General features: G+C 51.5%; 10 protein-coding genes (1 of these 10 cut by a window edge). 8 read left to right on the top strand and 2 right to left on the bottom strand.

Translation table 11 applies throughout. The features are described from left to right. The first annotated feature begins 8 nt into the window (after positions 1-8). From astB to Xbed_RS07105, 3 genes are read left to right on the top strand one after another with little or no spacing between them, the layout of a single operon-like run. Positions 9-1,352, top strand: a complete 1,344-nt coding sequence (gene astB, locus Xbed_RS07115; RefSeq protein ID WP_086112229.1) for an N-succinylarginine dihydrolase — start codon at positions 9-11, stop codon at positions 1,350-1,352. 12 nt (positions 1,353-1,364) lie between these two features. Continuing rightward, positions 1,365-2,351 carry a succinylglutamate desuccinylase gene (gene astE, locus Xbed_RS07110; protein WP_086112228.1) on the top strand — a complete coding sequence of 329 codons (987 nt, stop codon included), beginning with the start codon at positions 1,365-1,367 and terminating at the stop codon, positions 2,349-2,351. A gap of 34 nt (positions 2,352-2,385) precedes the next feature. Then, the gene (locus tag Xbed_RS07105; RefSeq protein WP_086112227.1) at positions 2,386-3,798 is read left to right on the top strand and encodes an amino acid permease; all 1,413 of its coding nucleotides are present in this window, start codon (positions 2,386-2,388) and stop codon (positions 3,796-3,798) included. Positions 3,799-3,941: 143 nt separating this feature from the next. On the opposite strand, the gene Xbed_RS07100 is transcribed toward Xbed_RS07105, so the two are convergent. Further along, a complete protein-coding gene (locus Xbed_RS07100; protein WP_086112226.1) occupies positions 3,942-4,154 on the bottom strand; it encodes a hypothetical protein in 213 nt (70 codons plus the stop codon). 256 nt (positions 4,155-4,410) lie between these two features. Here Xbed_RS07100 and Xbed_RS07095 point away from each other — a divergent pair, with 256 nt between their 5' ends. From Xbed_RS07095 to Xbed_RS07075, 5 genes are all read left to right on the top strand, one after another. Beyond that, positions 4,411-6,429: a type VI secretion system Vgr family protein gene (locus Xbed_RS07095; RefSeq protein ID WP_086112225.1), complete on the top strand. Its 2,019-nt coding sequence runs from the start codon at positions 4,411-4,413 to the stop codon at positions 6,427-6,429. Beyond that, positions 6,426-7,196 carry a DUF4123 domain-containing protein gene (locus Xbed_RS07090; RefSeq protein ID WP_086112224.1) on the top strand — a complete coding sequence of 257 codons (771 nt, stop codon included), beginning with the start codon at positions 6,426-6,428 and terminating at the stop codon, positions 7,194-7,196. The genes Xbed_RS07095 and Xbed_RS07090 overlap by 4 nt, the downstream gene beginning before the upstream one ends. Before the next feature lie 20 nt (positions 7,197-7,216). Further along, a complete protein-coding gene (locus Xbed_RS20135) occupies positions 7,217-9,097 on the top strand; it encodes an S-type pyocin domain-containing protein (protein WP_086112223.1) in 1,881 nt (626 codons plus the stop codon). Further along, on the top strand, positions 9,094-9,561 hold the full coding sequence (locus tag Xbed_RS07080; RefSeq protein WP_086112222.1) for a DUF6392 family protein: 468 nt from the start codon (positions 9,094-9,096) through the stop codon (positions 9,559-9,561). The genes Xbed_RS20135 and Xbed_RS07080 overlap by 4 nt, the downstream gene beginning before the upstream one ends. Before the next feature lie 120 nt (positions 9,562-9,681). Then, positions 9,682-10,149, top strand: a complete 468-nt coding sequence (locus Xbed_RS07075; RefSeq protein ID WP_086112221.1) for an S-type pyocin domain-containing protein — start codon at positions 9,682-9,684, stop codon at positions 10,147-10,149. 135 nt (positions 10,150-10,284) lie between these two features. Here Xbed_RS07075 and Xbed_RS07070 read toward each other — a convergent pair whose 3' ends face one another. Continuing rightward, positions 10,285-15,588: the final stretch of a non-ribosomal peptide synthetase gene (locus Xbed_RS07070; RefSeq protein ID WP_208612206.1), read on the bottom strand. Its footprint extends 22,695 nt past the window's final position; the window shows 5,304 of its 27,999 coding nt (coding positions 22,696-27,999); its start codon lies off the right edge, out of view; its stop codon occupies positions 10,285-10,287.

Here is a 15,588-nt window from a genome sequence, read left to right as displayed (position 1 = left end):
AGGTGATTATGTCGGGAATTGAAGCAAATTTTGATGGTTTGGTGGGCATGACCCACCATTACGCTGGGCTATCAACAGGTAATGAGGCTTCCATGAACCATCGGGGGCAAGAATCCAATCCCCGCAAAGCCGCACTTCAAGGATTGATGAAAATGAAAGCCTTGTCTGAGATGGGGTTGGTGCAGGGGGTGTTGCCTCCGCAACAGCGCCCCAATCTACCGGCATTGCGTCAACTGGGATTTACGGGCAGTGATGAGCAGGTATTAAACCAAGTTGCCCGCTACTCACCGTTATTGTTGTCCCATCTGAGTTCGGCCTCTTCCATGTGGACAGCGAATGCGGCAACGGTTTCCCCGTCGGCGGACAGTGCGGATCAGCGCGTTCATTTCACGGTTGCCAACTTAAACAATAAGTTACACCGTTCTCTGGAAAGTGTGACCACTTCACGGGCGTTAAAGGCCACTTTTTCTGATCCAAACCACTTTGTTCACCATGACCCTTTGCCACAACACGCGGATTGGGGAGATGAGGGCGCGGCGAATCATAACCGTTTTTGCGGTGAATATGGCGAAGCCGGGGTACAGTTATTTGTTTATGGCCGTAAGGCATGGCAAGAAGATACCGCGCCCACGCGCTATCCTGCCCGGCAAACGCTGGAAGCGAGCCAGGCAGTGGCTCGCCTGCATCAACTTGAGGAAACGAGAACCGTATTTGCCCAACAAAATCCGGTTGCCATTGATAGTGGCGTGTTCCACAACGACGTCATCGCGGTCAGTAACCGAAATGTGCTTTTCCATCACCAGCAGGCTTTCTTGAACTCGCAAGCCGTATTGGCCGAACTCAGGGAAAAAATGGCGCGGCTGGGGCAATCATTGATTACGGTTGAAGTGCCGACAGAACAGGTCACCCTTCGGGACGCGGTCGAATCTTATCTTTTTAACAGCCAGTTGTTGAGCCAGCCTGATGGCAACATGATGCTGGTTCTCCCGCAAGAGTGTCGTAATCATCCCAACGTCTCGGCTTATCTGCAAGCATTGATGGCTGAGGGTGACTCTCCCATCAATAAACTCCACTTTTTTGATTTGCGCGAAAGTATGCGCAATGGTGGAGGGCCGGCCTGTCTGCGTCTTCGCGTCGTTCTGAACGAAAAAGAGTTGGCGGCGGTGAACCCGGCAACCCTGATGACACCGGCGTTGCATCAGCGGCTGGCGACCTGGGTAGAACGCCATTATCGAGATTCATTGTATGCGGCTGATCTGGCTGATCCCCAACTGTTGAATGAAGTTTATGTTGCCCTTGATGAACTGACCCAAATTCTCAAGCTCGGTTCGATCTATGAATTTCAGCGTTAATCAGGAGAGACGATGGATTTATTGACTTTATTGCTTGAAAACAAACTTGAGGATTCCTTGCCTTTTCCGCCCGCCCTAAAGGCTTCATGGTTGGCGGAAGGCGTATTGCAATTATTGCCACAAGAGCTGCCACAAGAGAAAAAACTCGATACGCTGATTATCTCAGCAGGAATACATGGTAATGAAACAGCGCCGGTGGAAATCGTGCTCCAGTTATTGTCACAACTGGCGCAGGGAAGCCTGCCGTTACGGCATAACCTCCTGTTGATTTTCGGCAATTTGCCCGCCATGCGTACCGGGCAACGCTATATCGATAACGATCTCAATCGCATGTTCGGTGGCCGCCAGCAAAATTTTCCGCCGGGGAATGAAACGAACCGCGCGATAGAGCTGGAATCCATTATCCGCCAATTTTTTAGTGAGCCGGCGGTGATGGATTCAAACAAATACCGGCATCTGGATCTGCATACTGCGATTAGGGGATCTTGTCATGAACAGTTTGCCCTGTTGCCGTATCAAACGCGCGGATATGCGGCTGACTTTTTACAGTGGCTGGAAGACAGTGATATCGACGCCCTGGTCTTTCATAACTCGGCGGGCGGCACGTTCAGCCACTTTACCAGCGAATATTTCAATGCAGACAGTTGCACATTGGAAATCGGCAAGGCGCTGCCTTTCGGGCAGAACGATCTGACCAGGTTCAGCAATATTGCGACCGCCTTGCAGGATTTAGTGGCCGGTTCATTTTCAATCAGGCGAAATAAGCGCGTGTTCAAACGCTATCGTGTGGTTGATGCCATTATCAAACAGCACGACAGTTTTCAGCTCAATATTCCAGAAGATACCAAAAACTTTACTGAACTGCCGGACGGTTTCGACATCGCCAGTCAGCAGAATCAATCCTGGAAAATCCTATCCCCTGCAAACTTTATTTTGTTTCCCAATGCGCAGGTTGCCATTGGGTTGCGGGCAGGTCTATTGCTGGCGCAATTAACATAATCAATTCATATAAAAACAGAGCCGGAGGCTATTAATGACGGGAGCACTAAAAACCCCTGCGGAGCAATCCGCAGGTGAGCAGAAACTTCACCGTGGATTAGGTAAACGCCATATTCAATTGATTGCCATTGGCGGTGCCATCGGAACGGGTTTGTTTATGGGAACGGGGAAAACCATCGCCGTTTCAGGGACTTCAATTATCCTGACTTACTTGTTGATTGGCTTTTTCGCCTTTATGGTCATGCGGGCAATGGGAGAACTGTTGCTCACCAAATTGGATTATCGGACGTTTGCTGATTTTGTCGCTGATTATCTTGGAGACAAAGCCAGCTATTTTCTCGGCTGGACTTATTGGATGAGTTGGGTCGTCAGTTGCATTGCGGATGTTGTCGTGTGTGGTGGCTATATCCAATATTGGTTTCCAGACAGTTCGCTTTGGCTGACGGCACTGATTATTCTGGGATTAATGTGCTTATGTAACTTCTGCTCAGTACGGTTATTTGGTGAAACCGAATTCTGGTTTGCCATGATTAAAGTCGTGGCCATCGTTGCCTTGATTATCGTTGGCATCAGCATGGTTTTTGTGGGATGGACTTCACCCAATGGCGTAACCGCTTCTGTACGTCATTTGACGGAGCCCGAAGTATTCCTGCCCAATGGCCTGTTTGGATTTTTGGCCGGTTTTCAGATTGCTATTTTTTCTTTTACAGGCATTGAACTGGTTGGCACCGTGACGGCGGAAACCAAAGAGCCGGAGAAAATCTTACCGAAAGCCATCAACAGCATACCCATCAGGATCATTATCTTTTACGTCCTCTCGATGATGTGCATTATTGCGGTGACCTCCTGGTCACATATTTCACCGGAAGTCAGCCCCTTTGTGACGTTGTTTGCCATGGCCGGATTGCCGGCAGCGGCAGCGGTCATTAACTTTGTGGCACTGACTTCCGCCATGTCCTCGGCAAACAGTGGGTTATACGCTTGCACCCGAATGCTTTATGGCCTGTCTACAGAAAAACTGGCGCATGGTAAATTTGGACAACTTTCGATAAGCAGTGCCGTTCCCATTTTTAGCCTGATATTTTCTGTTATCTGCATGGCAAGCGGTGTATTCCTGTTGTTCATCATTCCAAACGTGATGAAACTATTTACCATTGTTTCCACCGTCGCGGCGATCATGGTGATTTACAGTTGGTGCATGATACTGTTTGCTTATCTGGCTTACCGCAAAAAACGCCCTGACTTGCATAAAGTTTCCACCTATAAAATGCCAATGGGCATACCCATGACATGGTGTACGTTGCTATTTTTTGCTTTTACAGTGGTGATCATGATATTTGAATATGATACCCGCGTTGCGTTATATGGCACGCCAGTGTGGTTTGTGATCTTGGAAATTTTTTGGCGTATGCGGAAAAATAGACAGCAGAGAGATATTCAGAATTAAATGGTTAATTTTGGGGTGTTGTCAATGGCAGGGAATAAAATAGGGTGAATCTAAGCTCAATGGATTTCAAGGTGCAGCCAACAAAGCTGCAACTTGAAAGACGACGGGTATAGGAACCCATTTGATCAACAAGAAATATTTTTCTACTCCCAGATAAATGATAACCCTCCCCGGATACAAAGCGCCAAATTACCCGCGCCGATAGCTTCCTTAAAACCATCCATAAGACCATCGTTAATATCAAATTTATCGCCAAAGCCAAGAGCATTAACTTGACCTGCCCTGCTGGGACATAGATAACTCTGTGATTGGGAATAAACGTTTTGGAATACCGTGATCCCGGCTAATACACCCATTCAGACTTTTCTTAAATCACCAAAAAATTGAATCACATTAATAATAGTGATTGATAAGTATGTACAATAAACCATCTTTGCTGGTTAGATTTTCATTTATATAAACTTTATCCATAAATTGCCGATTAATCATCAATCGACACATTAGGAAGGAAACACAATGAAAAACAAAAAGGAATCTTTGTACCTACAAGAGCTGGCATGTCGACGGGTTACACAGGGAAATGTAAGTCATCACAACTAAGGAGCAACAACAATGACCATTCCGCCCCCCGCCCAAAGCGGGTTACGTTTTGTTTTCCGAGTCGCCGGCCTGCCCGATATCCCTCTCAGTGTGGGGGAATTCTCCCTTCAGGAAGGACTGTCTGAGCTGTTTACCCTCAGCCTGACGCTGGTCTGCCCGCATAACCGGTTCAAAAAGCCGCAGAGCCTGGATTTAACCTCGCTGCTGATGCAGGAAGCGACACTGCAAATTTTTCACGATGAGACCGAGCAGCGCAAAATCACCGGCATCATTTCCCATGCCGACTGGATTGGCAGCGACGGCAACCAGACCCGGTACGCCTTTACCGTCCGCCCTTACCTCTGGCGCCTGACCCTCAATCAGGACAGCCGGATTTACCATCAGAAAAAGGCCCCTGACCTGTTAAGTGAGTTGTTGAAAAAACACCGGGTACGGGCAGATTCGAAGCTCTATGACCCGCATCAGGATCGGGAATACGTGACCCAGAAACGCGAATCTGACTACGCCTTTTTCAGCCGCTTGGCCGCCGAAGAGGGGATGAGTTTCTGGTTTGAGGATGAGACGCTGTTTTTCAGTGACAGCCATCTGGGCATGACCGCCGGCCTGCCGTTGCAGTACAACCCGCAACCGGATACCGCTCACGGGCTGGATACGATTTATCAGGTCAGTCTGGGCGTCGGCATGAGTCCGCAACGCAGCCTGCATAAAGACTACAATCCGGACAGCCCGCGCTATCACCTCTCCCATATGCACAGCAGCGAAGGCTTCCGCGATTTCGGCAGCCAGACTCCCTACACCGTGTTCGAAAGCTACGGGCGTTTCCAGAAAGATGCCGCCGCCAAACCGTTCCTGAAATACCGGCAGGAAGCGCTGGATAACCAGAAGCAAAGCGGCAACGGGCGCAGCAACTGCATCAAGCTGATGCCGGGCAAAATCTTCGAGATAAAAGAACATCCCCACACCCCGCTCAATGCCCGCTGGCAGATTGTCGGCATCCATCATTATGGCCGCTGCCCGCAGGCGCTGGGACACGATACCGGAGAGGGCACCACACTCAGCAACGATTTCAGCTTTATCGACGGTCTTGCCGACTGGCGCCCGCCGTTTCACTACAAACCGCTGGCGGATGGCGATGAAACCGCGATGGTGGTCGGGCCGGCCGGCGAGGAAATTTTCGTCAATAAAAACGGGGCCATCAAGGTGCATTTTCACTGGAACCGTTATGACCCACCGGATGACGGGGCATCGTGCTGGGTGCGGGTGGCTCAGGGCTGGAACGGCAACGGCTTTGGCTTTATGGCCATCCCGCGTATCGGGCAGGAAGTGATTATCTCCTACCTCAACGGCGATATCGACCGGCCAATCGTCACCGGTTGTGTCTATAACGACCTGAACCGCCCGCCGCTGGATTTGCCGGCAGCCAAGACCCGCACCACTTTTAAGACCAAGACCCACAAGGGGAAAGGGTTTAACGAACTGCGCTTTGAGGATGCAAAAGGCAGCGAGGAGGTTTATATCCACGGCCAGAAAGACTTCACGGCGCACATCGAAAACGATGCCTACTGGCATATCCAACACGACCAGAAGAGCCGCATCGACAACAATCGTTACCACGAGATACTCGCCGATGATCACCATCAGGTGGCGGGTTCGCGCAAAATCACCACCGACGGCGACGTCTCCCACCGGATAGCCGGCAGCCAGCATCTCCAGACCGGCGATGCCACAGTGATTGACAGCGGACAGGAAATCCACCTGAAAAGCGGCGGCAAAGTGGTGCTGGAAGCCGCGTCGGAAATCACGCTGAAAGTGGGCGGCAGTTTTCTGAAAGTCACGCCGGGCGGCATTTTATCGTCCCCGATGAATGTCGGGCAGGGTTCAGGGGGCAGCGGGCGTGGCATTGCACTGCAACTGCCGGAGGGGGTAGAGCCATTGCCAGAGGTGGAATTTCCAATCAAAAAATATTGTGCCTTGCAAGCACAGGAAAGTGCGGCCTGGGTGATTAAAGCACCGCAGGGAGGTCAGTCATGAAAGTAAACTGGACAACCTGGCTGGGCGAACCTGACAAGCCGCTGGTTTACCTGATGGTTAACCCGCTTGCGACCCCCAATCCTGTCAACACCCTCTACGTGAACGATTGGGTTGAACAGACATTTCCTCTGTATAGCGGCACGCCGCTGGCTCACCTGATGGGACAGGGACCGTGGCTGATCCAGCCCAAAACGGACAGTCTGGCATCCCTTGGGCGTTTGTTGGATCGCCGGGCTCTCAGTGATGAAAGCTGGGGCTGGGCATACCGCAGCGACACAGGCTGGCAGGCGCAATTGGAGCACTGGCAACGCCACCAGCTCGTGACCCTGCGAGATGAACAGGTGGTCTTCCGCCTGATGGATACCCGTATTGTCCGTGTGCTAATGCCTGCGATGCAGCCGACGGACTGGACTTCCCTGCTCAATCCGGTCGTTGAACTGATGATTGATATGCCGGCGCCGACGGTCTTCAGCCGTCCGGCCGACTGCCCGTTCAGCCAGCTTGAACGTCCCTTTGTGCTGGAGCCGCACCTGATTGCGGCGTGGGAGCAGTCTGATTTGGCGCTGGAAAGCCTTGCCCAAACGCTGATGCATGAACTGTGGGAAGCGCAGGGCGAACGGGCACTGAAACTGGATACCCCCGAAGGGACTTTGATCCGCGACCTTGAAACCTGGCTGCGCCAGCACCGCCAACGGGGTTCACGTTTACAGATTCTGACCATCCATGATTTTCTGGCAGATAACGGTATTGATGCGCAACGTACTTAATCAAAAAAGGATTTAATCTAATGAGTGACACCGGAAGATTAGATTGTGTGCCCTGCAATAAATTCAGACACTGGCTGGAATTTCAGTTATTGGACAATCAGGGCAAGCCATTAATCGGTATTCCCTATCACCTGAAAAGCCGGGATGGGGTTATCCATGCCCATGGCGTGACGGATGGTCAGGGAATACTGCGGGAAGAAAACTTATCGTCACTGCCGATGACCCTGCATGTGGATGCGCAGAAACTGGCAGACCAGTTGGTTGAGAAATCCACGGTTAAGGCCGTGGCAACCGAAAAAATGCCGGGTTCGTCACCCGCGATTATGCCGGGCGCTCTCAGTGATGGCCTGCCGAAGCTCGAAGGCTGGACAGAAGCCGCCTTGCAAACAAGATATTACGCGGACGCCAACTATCCGGGTGTAACGGTGATGCCCGCACATAACCGCCGGCATGTGATAGCCGTTGAACGTATTGCGAAGCCGGTATTTGCCAAATCCTGCCTGCAACCTGCGGGCTGTACGGATGCCGGGACGGATACCGAACCGCATACCCATTTTGGTCAGATGCAGGTCTTCCAGCCGGTGCCAGCGACTCAGCCCGCATCGGAGAAATCTACGCCGTGGTATCTCGTCCCTATTGTCTGGTTGTCGGATCAGGTCGTTCCTTCGGCACAGGCGTTTGCCCTACCTGTTCCACTCCCGCCGCCACCGGTTACGGGCAACGGCACGGGTATAACGGACAGCACCGCTGCTTCAACCGGCAGGAATACTGGGGAGATGGGAGAAACACGTCCTGTGCTCTCGCAAAGTGAGCAGAAGACGCTGGATGAAATAAAAAATGTGCTGACCCGCGATTATCAGCTCGCGAGCCTGTCTGCCATCACGTTAGGGATGATGATACGTAATGTCTGGAATGGCAGTGATGAGGATTTTCTGACTCACGATATCCTGAAGAAAATCGCGGACAAAAAGGGCACCGCTCCGACCCGCGTGCGTTACCATTTTGTGGAAAATCCCCAGACAGGGCAACTCACGGCGGTCGGATACCACACCGGTAAAGAAAGTGGGCTGGAACAGACTAAAGTGCGTCATGTGCAACACAATAAGTCATTAAACCGGTATGAATTTTGGGAGGATGATGCAACGTCACCGACATTGATCTGGTCACTGGCCGGTGAATTATCACGACACAATATAGATAACTACGCGCAGCAAAATTCGGCGGTCAACACCAAAGTGGCGGTGCTTGATCCGAAGATTGCGACCCAGACTCCGGGGTTGCCGATACCGGATCAGGGGGACTGGCGGGACGGGGCATATATTAACCCCCAGCAAGATCCCGATGAAATAGGTGGGAATAGCACATCAACACCGAGACCGGATGCGAAGGATCATGGGCCGACAGTATTGGGCACTCCGATACCGGAGGAGAAGGATTTTCGCGATTATATTCTGATCTTCCCGGTTTCCAATATTCCGGCGCTTTATGTTTATTTGAGTAAGTCACCGACCAAGTTTTTAGAGGTGGATGTATATCGCAATTTTATAGGAAGGCCTAGAAATGGACACCATGCCGATCATATGCCTTCCGCTGCAGCAGTGAAATTACATCTAAAACGTTTATATCCTAATTTGAAACCTAATCAACTGGATGATTTAGCAAAGGATGTTGCCGCTATAATTATTCCAGCAGATGTTCATAGAAAAATTAGTGAAACTTATGGTGGAAGAAATAAATCTAGGATAGAACGTGATTCATTGGATTTGCGTAAGGCCTTGGATAGTAATTTTGATGCAGAAAAATCGGCATTGAAGGGGTACGGTGCAACGGAACAAGAGTTAGAAGAAGCACGTGCTAAAATGCATGAAATTAATGAAGAAAAAGGGTTATATAAAAGATGACAATTGACGTAAAGGTTTTAATAAATAATCTGGGTGTATCTTATAAAGAGATATTGAACTCCGGTTTTATTCCATATAAAACTAAGCCTAGTGGTGATTCTGGTGATGATTACGTATCTTTGAATATGGCTAAGGAGGGAGTTTATTTAGCTTTTCATCGAGATAATATGTCGTTATTTAATGTTACTTTAACATTGCTTGATGATGGTAAAAAAAATTATACGTTTCCTAACAAATTACCCGCTTTTTTAAAGCCTCTAATGTCTCGCCAATGGGTACATCAACAGTTTGGAAAACCAGAAAAATCTACTTCACCCCAGATGATCATGAACAAATATTTTGGTTGGGTAGATATGTATTCTACAATATATTTTGAAGTCCCCGTAAGTATGCAGCTTGATTATGATCTACAAGAGAATGTTAAAGAAGTTACATTCTTCCTAACATCGGAAGTAAGTTGGTGATTTACTAATCTTATTTTGCAGATAAATTTGTACAATGCCTGTTGGCCTTGCTTTCCAACAGGCTCATTATCCCGCTTCAGATAACATCTCCCGTTCGGCTGGTGTCTATGCTCGACTGTTATGATGCTAAAGAGCTGTGCATTAGGTTTTCAGCAATCTCGACTAATATTAAACCGGTATGAACTTTGGGAGGATGATGCAACGTCACCGACATTGATCTGGTCACTGGCCGGTGAATTATCACGACACAATATAGATAACTACGCGCAGCAAAATTCGGCGGTCAACACCAAAGTGGCGGTGCTTGATCCGAAGATTGCGACCCAGACTCCGGGGTTGTCGATACCGGATGCGAAGGTTCATGGGCCGACAGTATTGGGCACTCCGACACCGGAGGAGAAGGATTTTCGGGATGATATTCTGATCTTTCCGATCTCGAATATACCGGCGATTTATGTTTATTTGAGTAAAATTGAAGAGCTTGATTCAGATAAGTATACTCGTCGTCAATTAGATCGAAAGTTCAAACATGCAAAGGATTTCGGTATTGTGATTTATTTATGGTTTCTGATGTTGGGGCTGATTTAATCATGGATAACCGAATTTTTCATACATGAGGTTAAACATGGCAAACAGAGCCGTTATTTTAATGAACAACCCCGCCGCAAGCAGCGGGGAATGAGATCCTATCTCTGATCACTCTTTAACCCATAAAGTCACATTTTATCTTTTCATATAATCTAGCTGCTCCCATAACTCAGCAACCAATGACTTAACATTTGGCATGGATAGCATGGTCATATGGTTGCCGGGTGCCTGTAGGGTATTTAATTGAGCGGCATGTGTTTTCCATCGGGTGACATGACTTTGAACCTCCTCCCTATCTCTTTCTTCTGCGTTGATGAGATGAACAAGTCCGTTATAGCGTGCCCGGGGGGTATAGGAGGTATTCAGGTTGGCCTGCATCACGTGGACAACGCCTTGCAACAGTGAGGCGGGGGAGTTAGCGGTGAAGAGCCCCGCCCGTACCAGAGCCTGATGCAGACGCCGGATCTGTTCACGGTGATCCAATCCGGCAAAATTTTGCTGCGTGAGCGGCAGCGGTGTGTTGAGCAACATGTTGTAGAGTTCAACTAATTTCATCAGTGTTTCTATATGGTTGTATGAACGGTTGTCTGATTTAGGGTTGCACGATGGCGTTGCAGCGCTTTGTGGGGCAGGTGCTTCGCTATCGATAAGAACAACATCAGTGACGGGTTCTCCCTGTGCCTGTAGCTGTAACGCTATCTCGAAAGCAATCCAACCGCCAAAAGAGTGACCCAATAGGTGATAAGGGCCTGTTGGCTGGGTTTGGCGAATGGCCTTGATGTAATCATGGGCGGCCTCTTCGACGCTGGCATAAGCGGGGAGTTGGGGATCGGTCAAACTGCGTGACTGCAACACCTGAATGGGCAGAGATGACGGAAACGATAACGCAAGTTCAAGCAGGCTGGAAGCACTGGCTCCGGCACCCGGAATGCAAAATAGCGGTGGATGCGTTGGCGAGCCACTTTGGAGGGTTACCCGGAAAGACTGCGTGGTCGCTGATAACAGGCATTCAGTGAGGGAATCCGCCACCTGATTGAGCAGGGGGGGTTGCATAATGCTGTGGTGCGTGCCCCCGATAGGATGGCGCGTGGACGAATCCCCCGCAATCCCCCGCCAGCCCCGCCATGGGTCACCGTCAGGCGGGGTATCTGCGGTATAAAGATGGATCGGCAATGATGATGCGGGGGGGCGGTAAACTGCGCCTAACTGCCGCAGGGTTTCAGCCGTGTAGAGGCGCAGGAAGAAATCTTCTTGCGTGACATCGGCGGGCAGCCATTGATGTTCAACACAACGTTCAAAAATCTGATCCACCTCATCAAGATGGCGGAGCACTTCCAATTGCTGACTATCCGCCTCTGTCATGGAGGCTTGCAGGAAATTAACAATCATATTGATGCGTTTTTGTGTTTCGTCCATCGGGCCATCAAGGGTATTTTTTTGCTGACCGGCGTTTGTTGAATCGATCATCCCGATAAATGCCACCTCTTCGTTGTGATGGATTAACTGCAGGGCAATTTCATAGGCGATGACGCCACCCATTGACCAGCCAGCGAGATGATAAGGGCCATTGGGCTGAACACGGCGAATGGCCTGAAGATGACAGGTCGCCAGTTCCTCAATGGATGCCGGAGGATGGGCAAGCGTATGAATGCCAAGTGCCTGCAATGCGTAAACCGGTAATTCAGGAGGCAGCAGGGCCGCCAGTGGTGAATAGACCCAGGGATCGCCGGAAGGTTCATGCACGAAGAACAGGGGCGGCAGGCTCCCCGTTGGGCTTAACGGCACGGGATTGCTGGCGAAAACGTCCACTGATGGGGAACGTGGCCGATGGAAACGGGATTTGTTGATGACCAGAGCCAGTTCATGCAGTGTGGGATGAGTGAATAAGGTTGCCAACGGAACGTCCATTTTCTGCTCACGCATCCGTGCCAGCAGTTTAACCGCGATTAACGAATGACCGCCCAGTTCGAAGAAATTATCATGGCGACCGACCTGTTCCAGCCCCAATAAAGTCTGCCAGATTTTGGCAAGCGTGGTTTCCACCTGACCGATGGGTGCCTCATAGTGTTGGGTGACGATGGCGGCGTGATCCGGCGCTGGCAGGGCCTGACGATCGAGTTTTCCATTGGGGGTCAGCGGGAAGGCGTCGAGCGTGACGAAAGCGCTGGGCAGCATATAGTCGGCAAGCTGCCGGGCAAGCTGCCTGCGCAGTTCGGCCGGCACCAGTTTTGTATCAGGTTCCGCGAGCAGATAGGCAACCAGCCGTTTCTGTTCCCCTGTTTTTTCATAAGAGAGATCTTCGCGGGCAACCACGATCGCCCCGCGCACGCCGTGGCACTGCATTAACTGCGCTTCGATTTCACCGGGTTCAATGCGGAAACCGCGCAGCTTGATTTGAAAATCATTGCGGCTAAGGTATTCGAGAGTGCCATCAGGCAACCAGCGCCCCAAATCACCACTTTTGTACATGCGTGCCCCTGCGACTGGCGAGAATGGGTCGGGCAGGAAACGTTCCATTGTCAGTTCGGCACGGTTCAGGTAACCACGGGCAACCCCGATCCCGCCAATGTGGATCTCACCCGCGACTCCTGACGGGACGGGTTCGCCGTGGGCGTCGAGAAGATAGATTTGGCAATTGGAAATTGGCCGCCCAATGGGAACGCTGTCAACAAAACAATTCGGCTGATGGGTATCAAATACGGTACAGCCCACCACCGTTTCAGTGGGACCGTATTCATTAATGATGCGCGATTCAGTCGATAATTCCCGCCAGAGTTCCACGGTGGCATTGGGCAGCGTTTCTCCGGCTACGACAAAGCAATGGGCCGGGCATTTCTGTCCCGTTGCTTTCAACTCCTGCCCCATCGCGGAGAGATGACTGGGGGTAATTTTAACCAGCGCCCCCGACGCCATCGACAATAATGCCGGCAACAGCTCACTCAGCTCCTGTCCCTCACACAGCAAGTGGATTTTCCCACCACACAATAAGGGCAGGTAAAGGCTGGTGATGGTGGCATCAAAGCCCAATGGTGACGAAACGATCCCATCTTGTTGCCGGTCGGTAAGGCCATAATGCAGCGCCCATTGCAGATAATTGCAGACACTACGATGTTCGACCATCACGCCTTTGGGTTGACCGGTTGAACCGGAGGTATAGATAACATAAGCCAGATGATGTGCAGTCAGGCCCAGTGCCTGAGTATCAGGATTGTGCATGGGGGTTGAAGCCAACATGACTGGTGTCAAATCGTCGAGCATCACGCTGGGGATCGGGCAATTTATTACCCCGATCAGGGTTGTCTGGGTCAGTAAAACCACCGGGTTGGCATCGTCAAGCATATAAGCCCGCCGCTCGGCAGGGTAGGCAGGATCGAGTGGCACATAGGCTCCGCCTGCCTTCAGGATACCCAATAGACCTACCAGCATGTCCAGACTGCGTTCAACACAAATTGCCACCCGGTCATCAGGGCGAATGCCCAACGCGATCAGATGATGCGCCAGACAATTGGCACGTTGGTTCAGCTCCCCATAACTCAGGGCGTCTTCCCCAAAGAGCACGGCAGTGGCATCCGGTGTACGTTGCACTTGGGCTTCGAACAGTTGATGAATCAGCGTATCCTGCGGGAAGTTGACCTGAGTGGCGTTGAAATCAACCAGTAATTGCTGTCGTTCGCTGGCAGGCAGTACGGGAATGTTGATTATTGGCTGCTGGGGGCGGGTTGCCAATGCTTCCACCAGACCTGACAGGGCGGTCGTCATATAGGCGATCAAACGATTCGGATCGATACCCGCCACGGCCTTGGCCGTCAACCGGAACCCTTTTCCCCAATCATCCACGGACACGCTGATGGGATAGTTGTTTCTCTCCTGTAGGGTCAACAGACGTATCCCTTCCCATGCGCGATGGGAAAGATTGGGTTGGCTATGGCGATAATTGAGTAGCGTACTGAAAAGCGGCAGGGACGGAGCGACCCCACTGCACCGTTGCGCCAATGCCAGCGGTGCCTGTTCGTGTTCCAACAAGTGTGTCAGACAGCGGTAGGCCATTTGCACGATGGTCTGTACATCGGTCTGTGGGTCATTGCCTGCAAGCCGGAGTCGTATGGGCAGGGTGTTGATAAACAGGCCAAAGGCGCGATCGATACCGGCGCTTCCCTGCATACGACCCAGCAGGACAGTACCGAAGACGACATCATCATGCCCGCTGATTTTTGCCAGTACCTGCGCCCAGGCCACATGGAACAGCACGCTGGCGCTGACGCCCTGACGTCGGGCTTGTTGGCCGATCGCCTGCGCCAGTGCATCATCCAGTGATTGTCTGGCTTCGCTTATCGGGCTGCCCTCGCTGTGGATATTGAGTGTCCCGAAAGGGGCGGTCGGAACCTCCACGTCAGCGAGCAGCTCACGGAAATAGGTTTCGTGTTCTGACATCGGTATCCGCCGGGCGTGGGCAACAAAATGGCGATAGGGCAATGTGACGGGTAAATATTCGGTACGCTGATGCAATCGTTCACTGATTTCCTCAACCAGAAGTTCCAGCGTCATATGGTCACTGATCAGATGGTGAAATTTCAGGGCCAGCAGCCACTCGTTTTGCATCGGGTCATGGACAATATCGGCCGCAACGAGCGGGGCCTGACTGATATCCAGCCGGTGTTGCTGTGGGTCGGTATGTGCCAGCAATTGGGACAGGACATCCTGTTGACGGGGCGGCACAAAAGGGTTGATGTGCAGGGATGCCTGACGCCAGACCACTTGTACCGGCTGGGATAATCCCTGCCAGCAGACCGCCGTGCGCAGAATATCGTGCCGATCGATGACCTGTTGCAGGGCGGACAGGAAAGCCTCAAGACGCTCGCGGGTATCAAAGGCCAGTAAGTGGCGCAACAGATAAGCATCGCCCTGAGTTTGTAGCAGATAATGGAACAGCATCCCCTCCTGTAGGGGGGCGAGCGGGTAGATATCCTGAATATTGGCGGCCCCATCGGGCATGGCGGCGGCAATCGCGTCAATCTCCCCCTGCGACAGGGAAAGCAGGGGGAGCATGTCTGGCGTGATGAACGTACAGCCGTCAGGAATGAGGTTGGGGGGAACGATGAACGTGTCTGTTTTGTCCTGAATGGCCAGCATCGCGTGTGCCATGTCAGCCAGCACGGGAGCCGCGAACACGGTTTGTATATCCAACACCCAGCCCCGGTTACGCAGCCGTTCGATCAGGCTGACGATCATCAGAGAATGTCCGCCCAGCTCAAAGAAATGGTCGTGGCGACTGATGGGTTTCACCCCCAATAGCGCCTGCCAGATCTGAGCCAGCGCGGTTTCGGTTTCACCGAAGGGAACTTCATGGCTTCTCATCACCGTGGCGGAGATATCAGGGGGCGGTAACGCCTGACGATCGCGCTTGCCATTGGGGGTCAGCGGAAAGGCATCCAGCACCAC

This window comes from Xenorhabdus beddingii, assembly GCF_002127545.1.
Taxonomy (GTDB): Bacteria; Pseudomonadota; Gammaproteobacteria; order Enterobacterales; family Enterobacteriaceae; genus Xenorhabdus; species Xenorhabdus beddingii.
This window is presented reverse-complemented; position numbering and strand designations above follow the sequence as displayed.